Origin of the sequence: Amycolatopsis sp. FBCC-B4732, assembly GCF_023008405.1 — a bacterium.
GTDB lineage: Bacteria > Actinomycetota > Actinomycetes > Mycobacteriales > Pseudonocardiaceae > Amycolatopsis > Amycolatopsis pretoriensis_A.
Genome location: NZ_CP095376.1, coordinates 5,748,180 through 5,761,726, shown reverse-complemented (window position 1 = coordinate 5,761,726; position 13,547 = coordinate 5,748,180). Strand labels below are relative to the sequence as shown.

The following is a 13,547-nucleotide window of genomic DNA, read 5'->3' as shown; positions in this document are numbered from 1 at the left end:
GCCCGGCCGCGGCCGCCACGGCGACCACCCCGGCGAGCGGCAGGTGCCCGAAGACGGCGGCGACGACCGCGAGCCCTCCGGCGTACCCGGCGAGCGCGACGGCGAGCAGCCGCCCGGGCACGGCACTGCGGTCGAGAAGGGCCCCGAACAGGGGTCCACCCACGGCGGCGGCCGCGGTCAGCCCGGCGAGCAGCGCGGACCCGGCGTGCGGCCCGGCGGTGAGGCCGAGCAGGAGGAGAGCGGGGCCGGACAGCTCGTCCCCGGTCCGCGCGAGCGTCGCTCCGACCAGGTAACGCCTTATCATGAGCGAGACGTTACAGTGGGGTATGGCGTTTCCGCACCGGGATTCCGTGCAGCGCGCGGTCGACCTGCTCCGGGTACTGCTCCCGCACCCCGATCCGGCGGCGGTGCGGCGCGTTTTGCTGGCCCACGGCGAAACCGACCTCTCCGAGGTCGACGTTCCGGAACTGCACGCGGCGGCTCTCGAGCTGCTTCCGGTCTTCGCGGCGCCGGACGTCGCTGCGGCGGCCGCGGTGCTCAACGGGTTGTTCGCGACGTACGCGCGCCCGCCGCGGTTGACCGACCACGACGAGGGCTACGGCTGGCACCTGCACGTCGACGCCTCGGACGACGGGCCGTGGCGCGCGTGGCTGGTGACGTCGTCGGCGCTGGGGCTGGCTTCACTGCTGGCGGAGCGCCAGGACGTCCCGGGAGGGTTGTGCGCTTCACCGTCGTGCGGCAAGCCGTTCGCCCACACGGGCGGCGGCAGCCCCCGGCGGTTTTGTTCGCCCCGGTGCGCGACACGCGAACGCGTCGCCGCGCACCGGGCGCGAAGGTGACGCACTGAGGTCATGCCCGGGTCTTTCGGCCTGTCTTCGCCGCGGACCGCAACAACCTGCCGGACGTGCGCGACGACGCGGGGGAAGTACCGGCGAGACCCGCATGACCTTTCCCCGCAGTCCAGCCACCCAACCCGAAGCGGCGCCCCAGGTGGCCGTGGATCACCGCGGCGGTGGGTGCCGTCGTCATCGTCGGCTCGATCTCCAAGGCCACCTCGCCGAAGCCGGCGCTCACCGCCGAGGCGACTTCGGACCTGACTGTCCGCACGACGGACCCCGGTCGCCGCGGCCGCTGAAAGTTCCGCCGCGAAGGCGAGCTGGGAAGCCCGGGAAAGCCGGAACTCGGAGGCGGCCGATGCGCAACGCAAGGCCGAAGAGGAAACCCAGCGCAAGGCGGACCGCATCACCTACAGCGTCACGACGACCGGCTCGGGCGTCCGCGGCCGGAAGTGGTCGAGAACCATCGAAACCGGCGGCGACACGACGGGTATCACCAGGAACGCTCAGAACGCCGGCGGCGGCTCGATCACCTGCCGGATCACCCGCGGCGACGGCCACGTCGTCTCGGAGAACAGCGGCTCCGGCGAGTACGCCGTCGTCAGCTGCGGCTGAAGGTGGTCGAGGCCGCTCGGACCTCGACCACCTCGAGAATTCAGCTGGTGGTCTTCTCCCGCCAAGCGACCCACTTCTCGAGCGCGCCCAGGTCGTAGTCCGGACCGCCCACGCCGACCGTGAACGTCGTGACGCCCAGGTCGAGCAGCTTCGGGCCCAGCTCGTCCGGCTCGCCCTGCACGCCGCACGAACGCTCGATCTCGCCCGGGTCGCGGCCGACGTCCGCGCAGTGCTGGTCGAGAATCTTCACCTTGCGCTCGACGACCTCCGGGTCGCCGAAGCCGTGCCAGATGTCGCCGTGCTTGGCCACCAGCTTGAGCGTCTTCTTCTCGCCGCCGCCGCCGATGAGGACCGGGATCTTGCGGGTCGGGGCCGGGTTCAGCTTGCCCAGGCGTGACTCGATGCGCGGCAGGGACTCCGCCAGGTCGTCGAGGCGGCCGCCCGCGGTGCCGAACTCGTAGCCGTACTCGTCGTAGTCCTTCTCGAACCAGCCGGAGCCGATGCCGAGGATGAGCCGGCCACCCGAGATGTGGTCGACCGTGCGGGCCATGTCGGCCAGCAGCTCGGGGTTGCGGTAGCTGTTGCAGGTCACCAGCGCGCCGATCTCCACCCGGGACGTCGACTCCGCCCACGCGCCCAGCATCGTCCAGCACTCGAAGTGCAGGCCGTCGGGATCGCCGTACAGCGGGTAGAAGTGGTCCCAGTTGAAGACGATGTCGGCCCCGAGGTCTTCGGCGGCCGACGCGGTGCGCCGGATGGTGTCGTAGTCGGCGTGCTGCGGCTGGAGCTGCAGGCCGATCCGGATGCGTCGTTCGGTCATGATCGCAGCCTACGACCGCTCCGGAACGTTTCGCGCGCCCAGACCGCGGCCGACGGTGGTAGCGCGACTACCGGCCTGCGACGTTCAGGCTGTCTCCGACGGCGAGGTGCCGTGGTCGAGCGATGTCCGAGCCGCTCGCTCACGAACAAGCAGCTTGTCGAGACCTGCCAGATCGACAGCGGGTGGCAGCTCCTTGGGGGTCGGGGAGGGCGTGCTCAGCCCGAGCACCCTGTCCAGCTCGGCGACGACCTGGTCGTGGTCGAGGCCGTACTTCGCCGAGATGTCGCGGTCGAGCTGCTTGTTGCGGGTCCGGGTATCGAGCAGTACCACCAGGTCTGCGAGGTACGTCCGGACTTCTTGCCAGACCTTTCCTTGTCCCGCTCCAGCTCGGACGTCAGCTTCCGGGCCACGCGCGCGGATGTGTCCGCCTTGGTGCGGAAGCGGCCGTGGGTCTTCAGCGTCGGGCGGATGATCTTCGCCTCGAAGTACTCGTAGCCCGCGAGTGATGCCAGCGACCCGCGAATCGAGGCCATTGCCGCTTGACGCGCCGCCTGCAGGTTCGCTGCCGCCGTCGCGCGGGCGTCGGCTTCGTCGGCCCGTGCGATCGCGGCCTCGCGACCGAGCCGCCGACCGACGATTTCTTCAGGACTGTTCATCCGCCGCCACCAAGCCGGTCGATTCGCACGAAGACGTCATCCGACTCGCTGGTAGTTCCGCTGGTGTTACGCCCGTGATCGGCGGCTCAGCGTGACTCTCGCCAAGGCTGGTGCGGCGACTACCAGCCTGCGCGACTTCGGCACCACCGCCCGCCGCGTCAGGATGTCGTAGTCCAGTGCGACGATCTCGTCGAGGATGCCCTGGTACAGCGTCAACGCCGTCCGCACGCACGGCCGGGATTCGGGGCGCAGCAAGGGAACCCCGGCTTCGGCTCGCCGGTACACCGCCCGCGTCCGCGCCACGAAGTACGCCATCGCCGCGCGGATCCGCGGGTCCGGCCGCCGCTCCTCGAGCAGCGACCGCGAGACGCCGAACGCGGCCAGTTCGTCGAGCGGCAGGTACAGGCGGCCCCGGTCGAGGTCCTCGCCGACGTCGCGCAGGAAGTTCGTCAGCTGGAACGCCTCGCCCAGCGCGATCGCGCCCGGCTCGGCGTCGGCCGGCGGCCCGATCGTGCCGAACACCGGCAGCATCTGCAGCCCGATCACCGAGGCCGAGCCGTACACGTACTCGCCCAGCTCGGCGAACGTCGCGAACTCGACCGGCGAAAGGTCCATCCGCATCGACTTCAGGAACGCGGCGAAGAGGTCGCGCGAAAGGTCGTAGCGCCGCACGGTGTCGGCCAGCGCCACGAGCACCGCGTCGTCCGGGGTCCCGCCGTCGAAGACGACGTCGACCAGGTCGCCGACCCGGTCGAGGGCCGCCGCCGGGTCGCTGCCCGGGGCCGGGTTGTCGACCAGTTCGTCGGCCATCCGCGCGAACCCGTACAGCGCGTGCGCCGCCGGGCGGGCCCGGGCCGGCAGCAGCCGGGTCGCCAGGAAGAACGTGCGCCCGTGGTGCGCGTTGATGCGCCGGCATTCGGTGTACGCGGCCCGCAGGTCCGGCGCCGTGATGCCCGCGGCGTCGAGTTCGTTCACCGGCCGGTGATCCTTTCCGCCGCCAGTCGTCCCGAGATGAGCACCGGCGGGATGCCGACGCCGGGGGTGGTGCCGCAGCCGGCGAGCACGACGTTGCCCGCCGCGCGCACCAGGTTCGCCGGCCGGAACGGGCCGGTCTGCGCGAACGTGTGCGCCAGCGAGAACGGCGTCCCCGCCGCGAGCCCGCGCGCCGCCCAGTCCGCCGGGGTGATGGTCTCGTCGACGCTGAACTCGTCGCCGAAGCCGGTCAGCCCGCGGGCCTCCAGCGTGCGGAACAGCTCTTCGCGGTACGGCCCGCGCAGGCGGTCCCAGGCGACCCGGCCGCGGTGCAGGTTCGGCGCGGGCGCGAGCACCGAGACGATCTCGCCACCGCGCCCGGCCAGCCCGGGGTCGGTCGCCGTCGGGCGCGTGACCAGCAGCGACGGGTCGCTCATCAGCTTTCCCTCGCGGATGATCTCCGCGAACGTCCGCTCCCAGGCACCGCCGAAGAAGATCGTGTGGTGGCCGAGGTCCCACTTCTCGGTGGTCCGCCCGTGCAGCACCACGGCGGACGGCGAGTAGCGCAACGGCACCGGACGCCGGGGCCGCGCGCCGATCAGCCGGTACGCCGTGGACAGCTCGGTGGCCAGCACGACGGCGTCGCACGCGATCCGCTCGCCCGAGCGCGTCCGCACCGCGCGCACCCGCGAATTCACCCGTTCGAGCCAGGCGGCTTCGGTGCCGAACCGGACGGCCGCGCCCGCCCGCGCGGCGGCACCGGTCAGCGCCCGGCCGATCTCGCCCATCCCGCCTTCGGGGTAGTAGACGCCGCCGACGGTGTCCATGTACGAGATGACGCCGTACGCGCCGATCGCGCGCGCCGGGTCGAGGCCCGCGTAGAGCGCCTGGAAGGAGAACAGCCGCCGGACGCGCTCGTCGAGCAGGTAGCGGCTGATGCGCGGGCCGAGCCTGCCGAACCCGCCCAGCGCGGCGAGCTTCGCCAGCTCGGGGCGGGCCAGGTCGGCGGGCGAGTCGAAGTTCGTCCCGATGAAGCGGTCCTTCTGCACCGCGTACAGCTCGCTCAGCCAGCGCCGCAGCGCCCGGTAGCCCGCCGCTTCGCGGGCACCGGCGAACTCGCGGATCTCGGCTTCCATCGCGTCGCCGTCGGTGTGCAGCGCGAGGGAGCTGCCGTCGGCGAAGCGCGCCCGGTACGCCGGGTCGAGCCGCGTCAGGCGCAGGTTCTTGGCCAGGGACTCGCCGACCGCGGCGAACGCCTCTTCCAGCAGTTCAGGCATGGTCAGCACGCTCGCGCCGGTGTCGACCGCGTTGCCGTCGAAGCTCTGCTGCCCGGCCCGCCCGCCCGGGGTGTCCGCCTGCTCCAGCAGCGTGACGCGCCGGCCCGCGCCGAGCAGGTGCAGGGCCGCCGAAAGCCCGGCCAGCCCGGCCCCGATCACGACGACGTGGTCGGCAGGCCCCTCGATGGTCCGCACGTCAGTACGTCCGCTGGGTGGCCTTGACGACCAGGCCGGTCAGCGCCGCGGGCGCCGGCTCGGCCAGGTGCGCGCGCTCGAGCGCGGCCATCGCCGCCGTCGTCAGCTCGTCGATCCGGCGCTCGACCGCGTCGACCGCGCCGACCTGCTGCAACGCCATCCGGACGGTCTCGACGCCTTCGTCGGACAGGTCGGCGTCGCCGATCGCGTCCGCGATCACGGTGGCCGCGGCCGTCTCGTTCTTTTCGGCGGCGAGCTGCAGGCCGAGGGCCACGAGCAGGGTGCGCTTGCCCTCGCGCAGGTCGTCCCCGGCGGGCTTGCCGGTGACCGACGGGTCGCCGAACACGCCGAGCAGGTCGTCGCGCAGCTGGAACGCGACGCCGACCTCGCCGCCGAACTCCAGCAGCGTGGCGATCAGCTCGGGAGCGGCCCCGCCGAGCGCGGCGCCCAGGTGCAGGGGCCGCTGGACGGTGTAGGCGGCGGTCTTGAGCCGGTCGATCTTGAGGGCGGCCTCGACGGAGGCGTCGCCGGTGGCCTGCGTGCGGACGTCGAGGTACTGGCCGGCGAGCACCTCGGTGCGCATCGCGCGCCACGCCGGGCGGGCCGCGGCGAGCGTCCGTGCGGGCAGCGGGGCGTCGGCGAACATGTCGTCCGCCCAGGCCAGCGCCAGGTCGCCGACCAGCACCGCGGTGGCCAGGCCGAACGTCGCGGGGGAGCCGAGCCAGCCCTGGTCGGCGTGCAGCTTCGCGCCCGCGATGTGCACGGTCGGGAAGCCGCGGCGGGAGTCGGAGGAGTCGATGAGGTCGTCGTGGATCAGCGCGCACGCCTGGATCAGCTCGAGGCTGGCCACCGCCTGCAGCACGCCCTCGGCGTCCGGGCCCTCGGGGTCGCCGCCCGCGCCGCGCCAGCCCCACCAGGCGAACGTCGGGCGCAGCCGCTTGCCGCCGCCGAGCACGAACCCGCGCAGCGCGTCGATGCCGGCGGCCACCGTCGGCTCGGTCGCCAGGATCTCGGTGCCGGCCCGGTCGAGGAACCCGGCGAGCGCCCGCTCGACGTGGGCGGGCAGGTCGGTGTCGGCGGGCGCGTTCATGCGGCCCATCCTCGCCGAACCCGCGGGTGCGCGGCCCGCCGGGGCACCCGGATGTGGTGAATCAGACTCCGGCCGTGGCGGCCCAGAACGATCCCGTCAGGCCCGCTTCGGCGAAGTAAGCGGCCGCGCTGTCCGGTTCGCGGCGCCGGTAGCCGCGCTCGAGCCTGCCCTCGTACCAGCCGCGCGCGAGCCGCCACAGCGTCACGAGGTCCAGCACGGAACCCTTGTCCTGCCCGGATTCCGCGAGCCAGGCGTCCACACAGGACTCGCAGCAGAACAGCCGCTGGTTCGCGCACGTGTGCAGCACGTCGTCCCACATCCGCGATGCGGGTACGAGGAAGTGCGCGACCTGGGCGCCTTCCGGCGGCTCGGCCCGGTTCACGACCAGCGCGTGCGGCTGGCCGCAGCCGGGGCAGCGCGTCGCGACCAGCACCTCCGGCTCGGCTTCGGCCAGGTGCGGGATGGCGAACGAGTCCCAGGCGCAGCCACCCCACCACAGGGTGCGCGCGCCCATCACGGAGAACCCGAGCGGTTTCGCGGCGAACGGGTGCGCCAGCACGACGTGCTCGCAGTCGTCGAGCACCAGGTGGTGGGCGTCGGCGAGGCGGTGCAGCGCCTGTTTCGCGACGGCCAGCGAGCCGCCCGCCGCGTCGGCCAGCTCCGGCGCGGTCGGCGCCCGGCCGTGGTCGGCGAACGCGTGGTAGACCGCGAGGCGCACGTCCTCGTCCCAGCTCACGTCGTCTTCGCGCACCCGGCCAGTTTAGGCCGCCATAGCGCCTCGAATGTGAGTCGAACCGCAGTCTCGCGACGCGGACGGGGGCTCCCGCATGGCGGGCGTCGGCCTTTAACATGCGGGTATGACGTCGGTGATCGAGCGGTTGCGCGGAGACGGGCCGAAGTTCTCCATCGAGTTCTTCCCGCCCCGGGACGCGGCGGACGAGGCCGTCCTGTGGAAGGCGGTCCGGGAGCTCGAGCCGTACGACCCGGCCTACATGTCGATCACCTACGGCGCGGGCGGCTCCAGCCGCGACGGCACGATCCGCAGCATCGCCCGCGTCGCGACCGAGACGACGCTGGTGCCGATGGCCCACCTGACGGCGGTCAACCACTCCGTCGCCGAGCTGCGCAACGTCATCGGCTGGTACGCCTCGGTCGGCGTCCGCAACATCCTCGCGCTGCGCGGCGACCCGCCCGGCGACGTCTACGGCGACTGGATCCCGCACCCCGAGGGCCTGACCTACGCCGAGGAGCTGGTGCAGCTCGTCCGCGAGCTGGGCGACTTCTGCGTCGGCGTCTCGGCGTCCACCTACGGCCACCCCCGCTCGCCGGACCTCGACACCGACACGAAGTACCTGGTCCGCAAGCTGCGCGCGGGCGCGGACTTCGCGATCGCGCAGCTGTTCCACGACGCCGAGGACTTCCTGCGGCTGCGCGACCGGGTGGCCGCGACCGGCTGCGACGTCCCGGTCCTGCCCGGCGTCATGCCGCTCACGACCATGCGGACGCTGCAGACGACGATCAAGCTGTCCGGCGCCCCGGCCCCGCGGAAGCTGCTCGACCGGCTGGAACCGCTGGCCGACGACCCCAAGGCGTTCCGCGCCGCGGGCATCGACGTCATCACCGAGCTGTGCGAGAAGCTGATCGCGGAAGGCGTGCCGAACCTGCACTTCTACACGTTCAACCGCTCGAAGGCGACGCGCGAGGTCATCGCGCGGCTGGGTCTCGTCCCGGCCCGTGCTTAAGTACGTACCACCGGGTCGGTGTGGCCCGGTAGCGTGCCCGGCATGGCTTCCACTGCTTCAGACGTCAACGGTGTCTGCGACCGCTACGTCGACGACTACGCGGCCGCGGACCCGGTCGCCGCGACCTCCTACGGCATCACCGGTCACGACCACCGGCTGACCGACTACTCCGCGGACGGCTTCGCCGAGCGCGCCGGGCTGGCCGCGCGGGCGCACGCCGCCGTCGCGGCCGCCGAGCCGCGCGACGCCGCGGAACGGGCGGCGCAGGCCGTCTTCACCGAGCGCCTCGGCCTCGAGCTGGAGATCCACGAAGCCGGTCTCGACGTGGCCAGCCTGAACGTCATCTCCAGCCCCGTGCAGGAGCTGCGGATGGCGTTCGACCTGATGCCGCTGGAGTCGGAGCAGGACTGGTCGGTCGTCGCGGCCCGCATCGGCGAGGTCCCGAAGGCGCTGGCCGGCGTCCGCAGCGGTCTCCTCGCGGGCGCCGACGCGGGTCACGTCGCGGCGCTGCGGCAGGTCTCGAAGGTGGCGGAGCAGTGCGAGACGTGGGCCGGCTTGAAGGAGGCGAAGGGCTTCTTCGCCGAGCTCGTCGCCGGGGCGGCTTCGCAGGGCGAAGCGCTCAAGGCCGACCTCGCGCACGGCGCGCGCGCCGCCGAGGAGGCGTTCGCCGAGTTCGCCGGGTTCCTGCGCGCCGAGCTGGCGCCGAAGGCCCCGGTCAAGGACGCCGTCGGCGAGGACGTCTACCGCCTGTGGTCGCGGTACTTCGTCGGTGCCGCGCTCGACCTGCGCGAGGCCTACGAATGGGGCTGGGCCGAGTTTTCCCGCATCGAAGCGGAGATGCGCGCGGTCGCGAACCGCGTCAAGGCCGGCGCGACCCCGAAGGAAGCCGCGGAGATCCTCGACGCCGACCCGCGCTACCGCGTCCAGGGCCGCGCGGAGTTCGAGGCGTGGATGCAGCGCCTGTCCGACGGCGCCCTGGAATCGTTGCGCGGCAAGCACTTCGAGATCTCCGACCGCGTGATGGCCCTGGAGTGCAAGATCGCCCCGCCCGGCGGCGGCGTCGGCGCGTACTACACCGGCCCCAGCGAGGACTTCGGCCGCCCGGGCCGCATGTGGTGGTCCCTGCCGGCCGGCCGCGACGAGTTCAGCACGTGGCGCGAGACGAGCACCGTCTACCACGAGGGCGCGCCGGGCCACCACCTCCAGATCGCGACGGCGGTGGACCAGTCGGCGTCGCTGAACAAGTACCAGCGCCTGATGGCCTTCACGTCGGGCCACGCGGAGGGCTGGGCGCTGTACTCCGAGCGCCTGATGGAGGAGCTGGGCTACCTCTCCGACGACGGCGACCTGCTGGGCATGCTCTCGGAGCAGCTGTTCCGCGCCGCCCGGGTGATCGTCGACCTCGGCATGCACCTGGAGCTGACGATCCCGGCGGGCACCGGCTTCCACGAGGGGGCGCGCTGGACCCCGGAGCTCGGCCTGGAGTTCATGCTGACCCGCACGATCACCGACGAGGCCCACCTCCGCGACGAGATCGACCGCTACCTCGGCTGGCCCGGCCAGGCCCCGGCGTACAAGATCGGCGAGCGCCTCTGGCTGACCGCCCGCGCGGAGGCGCAGGCCCGCGCGGGAGCCGCGTTCGACATCAAGCGGTTCCACACCGAGGCGCTGAAGCTGGGCGGGATGGGGCTGGACACGCTGCGGGAGCAGCTGGCCCACCTGGACTGAGGTGCGCGGTCAAGACGAGTGAAGGTGTGGCCTGGCCGCTGGTGAACAGTGGCCAGGCCACTTCGGTCGATGGTGCAGGTTGTCGCATGCGTGCTTTGGAAGATCTGAAGATTCAAGTTCGTTCGGTACGGTCTCGCCGCTACGTTGAAGAAGCGATGGGCGCGTACAACGCGGGCTCCTACCGCTCGGCGATCATGGCTCTGTGGATCGCTGTCGTCGCCGACGTCATCGACAAGGTCAAGGATATGGCCGACGAGGGTGACGCCGCCGCGAAACTGCTGCGCGACAGCATCCATAAGGCTGCAGCCCAAGGCGACAAGCTGATGATGCAGCGGATCGAAAACGCGCTACTGGACGATGCCCGCGACAAGCTCCAGCTGATCAGTGCCGAAGACCACCGCGACCTCTCCAGGCTCAAGGAAGATCGCAACCTCTGCGCGCATCCGGCTTTCGTGTCCGAAGACGAGCTGTTCAACCCGACGCCCGAGCGTGTCCGAGACCACCTCGCGTCGGCGGTGGACGCGCTGCTTTCCCACGGTCCGGTCCGAGGGCGGCGGTTGCTCGACCGGTTCGATTCCCAGGTGCGGTCGAGGTCCTTGCCCAGCGACGACGAAAAACTACTGGCCACGATCCGCGAAGGTTTTGTCGAAAACAGCACTCCTCAGCTCAAGTCGAGTTTGTGCGCTGTTTCGATCAAGGCGACCCTCGACGAGGCGAACGACGACAAGGTGCGGTGGCAGTACTCCCGGGTGGCGCGAGCCTTGTGGTGGCTGATTCCGGCGGAATTCGAGCAATCCCTCAAGTCGATCCTCGACAAGCGGCAGGACGGGCTCGATGACGACGGTGTGATGCTGCTGGTCGAAGGCTTGTGCTACGTAGAACCCACATGGCGAAATCTGCGTGACGGAACCCGCCATCGGATCGAGTCGTTCATCGCGACTACCTCGATCGGAGAGCTCGTGGTGCCCAGGGCGCTGTTCGCTCCGCTGCCGTTTCCGCCCGTGGATGGCTACCTCATCGAACGAGTTGCCGATGTCCAAGACGATCCGGTCGTCGTCGACCACTTCACCGATCAGCTCGAAGTCGAACCGGATCGGCGTCTGATCAGCCATTTCGTCAACCGTCTGCGCCGTGCCCTCTACTACACGGAGGCAGAATTCTGGATGAAGGGCTTGGTTGCACTGGCGGCCGCCTTCACAGCAGACGACTTGCGTTCCGTGCTTGAGGCTTACCGTTCGAACGACCAGGCGTACGACTCTGTTCTCGCGCGCAAGCAGCTGAAGATCCTCGAGTGGCGGACCAACCTGCCGGAATCGGCCATGGCAGGAATCTGGTCGCGCTACCACGATGAGCTGAAAGCCGAAAGAGCTGCCGAGCGGGCGGACCTGGAGAAGCTGGAGGAGTAAGCCGACAGTCCGTCCCGATCCTGAACCAGCCGAAATCAGTCGTGTCGGCCCGGCCCCGCTGATAGGTTCCTCCCGTGCACCGGATCTTCCTCGTCACCCCACCGCCCCGCGCCTGAGCGGGGTGGTTCCTCGCCGCGTGGCCTGAGCGCCCGCGGCCGCTTCGTCTTGCGCACCGCCCCGCGTCGTCGATTTCCCCCTTCCTTCGACGCAGGAGCGTTCCTTTGGTGTCTCTGCCCACGCGCGTCCGTTCTTCGGCCGCGCTCGTCCTCGCCGGTGTCCTCTGGGGCACCGGTGGCCTCGCCGGCTCGCTGCTCGGCGACCTCGCCGGTCTCCACCCGCTCGCCGTCGCCGCCTACCGGCTGCTCGTCGGCGGCGGGTTCGCCACCCTGTTCGTCCTCCTGAAGGGCGGCACCTTCCCGCGCACGGCCGGAGCGGTCAAGCGCGTCCTCGCCGTCGGCGGGCTGTTCGCGCTGTTCCAGGCGAGCTACTTCGCCGCCGTCTCGCTGAGCTCGGTCAGCATCGCGACGATGACCACGATCGGCGCCGCGCCGGTCGTGGTCACCCTCGCCGGCACCCGGAAACCCGGCGGCTGGACGCTGGCCTCGGTGGCGGGCACGCTCGCCGGACTGGTGCTGCTGCGCTGGTCACCGGACGCCGTGGCCACGCTCGGCGGTCTCGGCTTCGCGCTCCTCGCCGCGGTCGGCTTCGCGGCGTTGACGCTGCTCACGGCGAAGCCCGTCGAGGGCCTGGAGCCGCTGCCCACGACGGCGTTCGGCTGCCTGACCGGCGGCCTGCTGCTCACCCCGGTCGCGAACTGGACCGGGATGGCGCTGCCGCTGCACGCGGACGTCCTGCTGGTGGCCTGCTACCTCGGCGCCGTCCCCACCGCGCTCGCGTACGCGGCGTACCTGCGCGGCCTGACCGACGCGCACCCCGTGCTGGGCGCGTTGTCGGCGGTGCTCGAGCCGCTGACGGCGGCGGTGCTGTCCGCGGTGCTGCTCGGCGAGCGGCTGAGCGGCACGGCGTGGTGCGGCGTGGCCGTGCTGGTCGCGGCGCTGGCGGTCGGCTACTGGCGGCCCGAACCGCGGTGAAACCCGGGTGCTGCCCCTCAGCGCGGCTCGAGGGGCAGCGCCCGCCCGAGGATCGCGAACGGCCGCGGGTCGCCGGCGAAGTGGTAGTCGCGCAGGACGTCGACGAACCCGGTCCGGCGGTAGAGCTTCCACGCCCGGCTGGTGCCTTCGGGCGTGGAGAGCAGCACGTTCGCGCTCGGCACGCCGTCGAGGAGGCCGCGCAGCAGGTCTTCGCCGATCTGGTGCCCCTGGTTCTCCGGCTTGACGTGGATCTCGGTCAGCTCGAAGTAGTCACCCAGCCAGCGGTCGGCCTCGGCGGGCCCGGAGCGACGGCTCAGGCCGTGGCGCACCTGCTCGTGCCACCACTGCCCGGCCCGGCCGCGGTAGCCGTAGGCCAGCCCGAGCAGGACGTCGTCGGCGTCGAGCGCGGCCATGCAGCGCCAGCCCTCGCGCAGCGCGTGGGTGAGCCACATCGGCGCCCGCTGCTCGGCCGTGCCGGCCGGGTACCGCATCGCCCGCACGTAGATGTCGAGCGCTTCGGGCAGGCGCGCGCGGAACTCGTCCGTCGAGAGCTGGACGTAGCGGGAGCAGCCGGCGGGCATCGCGGTCACAGCGAGCCATCTTCCTCCGCGCCGCCGAGCGCGCCGGGGGTGCCCCCGGTCAACGCCACGAGGTCCGCGAAGGTCGTGGGGTAGACGGTCTTGGGGTGCCCGGCGGCGGCCCAGACGACGTCGTGGGCCCGCAGCGCGGTGTCGACCAGCGTCGGCAGCGGCCGCGGGTGCCCGACGGGCGCGACGCCCCCGATCGGCTGCCCGGTGTGCGCCCGCACGAAATCGGCGTCGGCCTTGCCGATTTCGCCCCCGGCCAGCCGCGCGAGGGTGGCCGGATCCGCGCGGTGCGCCCCCGAGGTGAGGGCGAGGAGCGCGTTTTTGTCGGACCCCAGGCGGAAGATGAGGCTGTTGGCGATGGCGCCGACGGGAACGCCGAGCGCGTCGGCCGCCTGGGCGGCGGTCCGCACCTCGGCGGCCAGAACGCGGATGCCTTCGGCGGCGGCGTGCTGCCCGGCTTCGGCGAGCGCGGCCGCCACCTTGGCGACGGCGGGGTGGTCCAGCGAACTCATGCGCCTATGAGATCACGCCG

General features: G+C 71.9%; 15 protein-coding genes. 6 read left to right on the top strand and 9 right to left on the bottom strand.

Annotated features, from left to right (window positions below):
- The first annotated feature begins 326 nt into the window (after positions 1-326).
- Together MUY14_RS24855 and MUY14_RS46960 are read left to right on the top strand one after the other, a co-directional pair.
- Entirely contained in the window at positions 327-839 is a 513-nt protein-coding gene (locus MUY14_RS24855) for a CGNR zinc finger domain-containing protein (RefSeq protein WP_247025229.1), read from the top strand.
- 173 nt (positions 840-1,012) lie between these two features.
- Positions 1,013-1,135: a hypothetical protein gene (locus MUY14_RS46960; protein WP_281506177.1), complete on the top strand. Its 123-nt coding sequence runs from the start codon at positions 1,013-1,015 to the stop codon at positions 1,133-1,135.
- A gap of 207 nt (positions 1,136-1,342) precedes the next feature.
- On the opposite strand, the gene MUY14_RS24850 is transcribed toward MUY14_RS46960, so the two are convergent.
- From MUY14_RS24850 to merB, 7 genes are all read right to left on the bottom strand, one after another.
- Positions 1,343-1,516, bottom strand: coding sequence for a hypothetical protein (locus MUY14_RS24850; protein WP_247012340.1), 174 nt, complete (start codon positions 1,514-1,516; stop codon positions 1,343-1,345).
- Positions 1,492-2,271 (bottom strand): LLM class F420-dependent oxidoreductase, encoded by a 780-nt coding sequence (locus MUY14_RS24845; protein ID WP_247012338.1) that lies wholly within the window; start codon positions 2,269-2,271, stop codon positions 1,492-1,494. The genes MUY14_RS24850 and MUY14_RS24845 overlap by 25 nt, the downstream gene beginning before the upstream one ends.
- 84 nt (positions 2,272-2,355) lie before the next feature.
- Positions 2,356-2,601 (bottom strand): hypothetical protein, encoded by a 246-nt coding sequence (locus MUY14_RS24840; RefSeq protein ID WP_247012336.1) that lies wholly within the window; start codon positions 2,599-2,601, stop codon positions 2,356-2,358.
- Between the two features lie 392 nt (positions 2,602-2,993).
- Positions 2,994-3,902, bottom strand: a complete 909-nt coding sequence (locus MUY14_RS24835; RefSeq protein WP_247012333.1) for a phytoene/squalene synthase family protein — start codon at positions 3,900-3,902, stop codon at positions 2,994-2,996.
- Complete coding sequence (gene crtI / locus MUY14_RS24830) at positions 3,899-5,371, bottom strand: phytoene desaturase family protein (RefSeq protein ID WP_247012331.1); 1,473 nt, start codon at positions 5,369-5,371, stop codon at positions 3,899-3,901. Before crtI ends, MUY14_RS24835 begins: the two co-directional genes overlap by 4 nt.
- Before the next feature lies 1 nt (position 5,372).
- Positions 5,373-6,461, bottom strand: coding sequence for a polyprenyl synthetase family protein (locus MUY14_RS24825; RefSeq protein WP_247012329.1), 1,089 nt, complete (start codon positions 6,459-6,461; stop codon positions 5,373-5,375).
- Positions 6,462-6,522: 61 nt separating this feature from the next.
- Positions 6,523-7,212 (bottom strand): organomercurial lyase, encoded by a 690-nt coding sequence (gene merB, locus MUY14_RS24820; RefSeq protein ID WP_247012327.1) that lies wholly within the window; start codon positions 7,210-7,212, stop codon positions 6,523-6,525.
- 106 nt (positions 7,213-7,318) lie between these two features.
- Here merB and MUY14_RS24815 point away from each other — a divergent pair, with 106 nt between their 5' ends.
- From MUY14_RS24815 to MUY14_RS24800, 4 genes are all read left to right on the top strand, one after another.
- The gene (locus MUY14_RS24815; RefSeq protein ID WP_247012324.1) at positions 7,319-8,203 is read left to right on the top strand and encodes a methylenetetrahydrofolate reductase; all 885 of its coding nucleotides are present in this window, start codon (positions 7,319-7,321) and stop codon (positions 8,201-8,203) included.
- Positions 8,204-8,245: 42 nt separating this feature from the next.
- Entirely contained in the window at positions 8,246-9,931 is a 1,686-nt protein-coding gene (locus MUY14_RS24810; RefSeq protein WP_247012322.1) for a DUF885 domain-containing protein, read from the top strand.
- Between the two features lie 26 nt (positions 9,932-9,957).
- Positions 9,958-11,337: a hypothetical protein gene (locus MUY14_RS24805; RefSeq protein ID WP_247012320.1), complete on the top strand. Its 1,380-nt coding sequence runs from the start codon at positions 9,958-9,960 to the stop codon at positions 11,335-11,337.
- A 221-nt stretch (positions 11,338-11,558) separates the two neighbouring features.
- Positions 11,559-12,428, top strand: coding sequence for a DMT family transporter (locus MUY14_RS24800; protein WP_247012318.1), 870 nt, complete (start codon positions 11,559-11,561; stop codon positions 12,426-12,428).
- Positions 12,429-12,445: 17 nt separating this feature from the next.
- Here the strand turns inward: MUY14_RS24800 and MUY14_RS24795 are convergent, their stop codons facing one another.
- Positions 12,446-13,018, bottom strand: a complete 573-nt coding sequence (locus tag MUY14_RS24795; RefSeq protein WP_247012316.1) for a GNAT family N-acetyltransferase — start codon at positions 13,016-13,018, stop codon at positions 12,446-12,448.
- On the bottom strand, positions 13,015-13,527 hold the full coding sequence (locus MUY14_RS24790) for a YbaK/EbsC family protein (protein WP_247012314.1): 513 nt from the start codon (positions 13,525-13,527) through the stop codon (positions 13,015-13,017). The genes MUY14_RS24795 and MUY14_RS24790 overlap by 4 nt, the downstream gene beginning before the upstream one ends.
- Positions 13,528-13,547 lie beyond the last annotated feature (20 nt).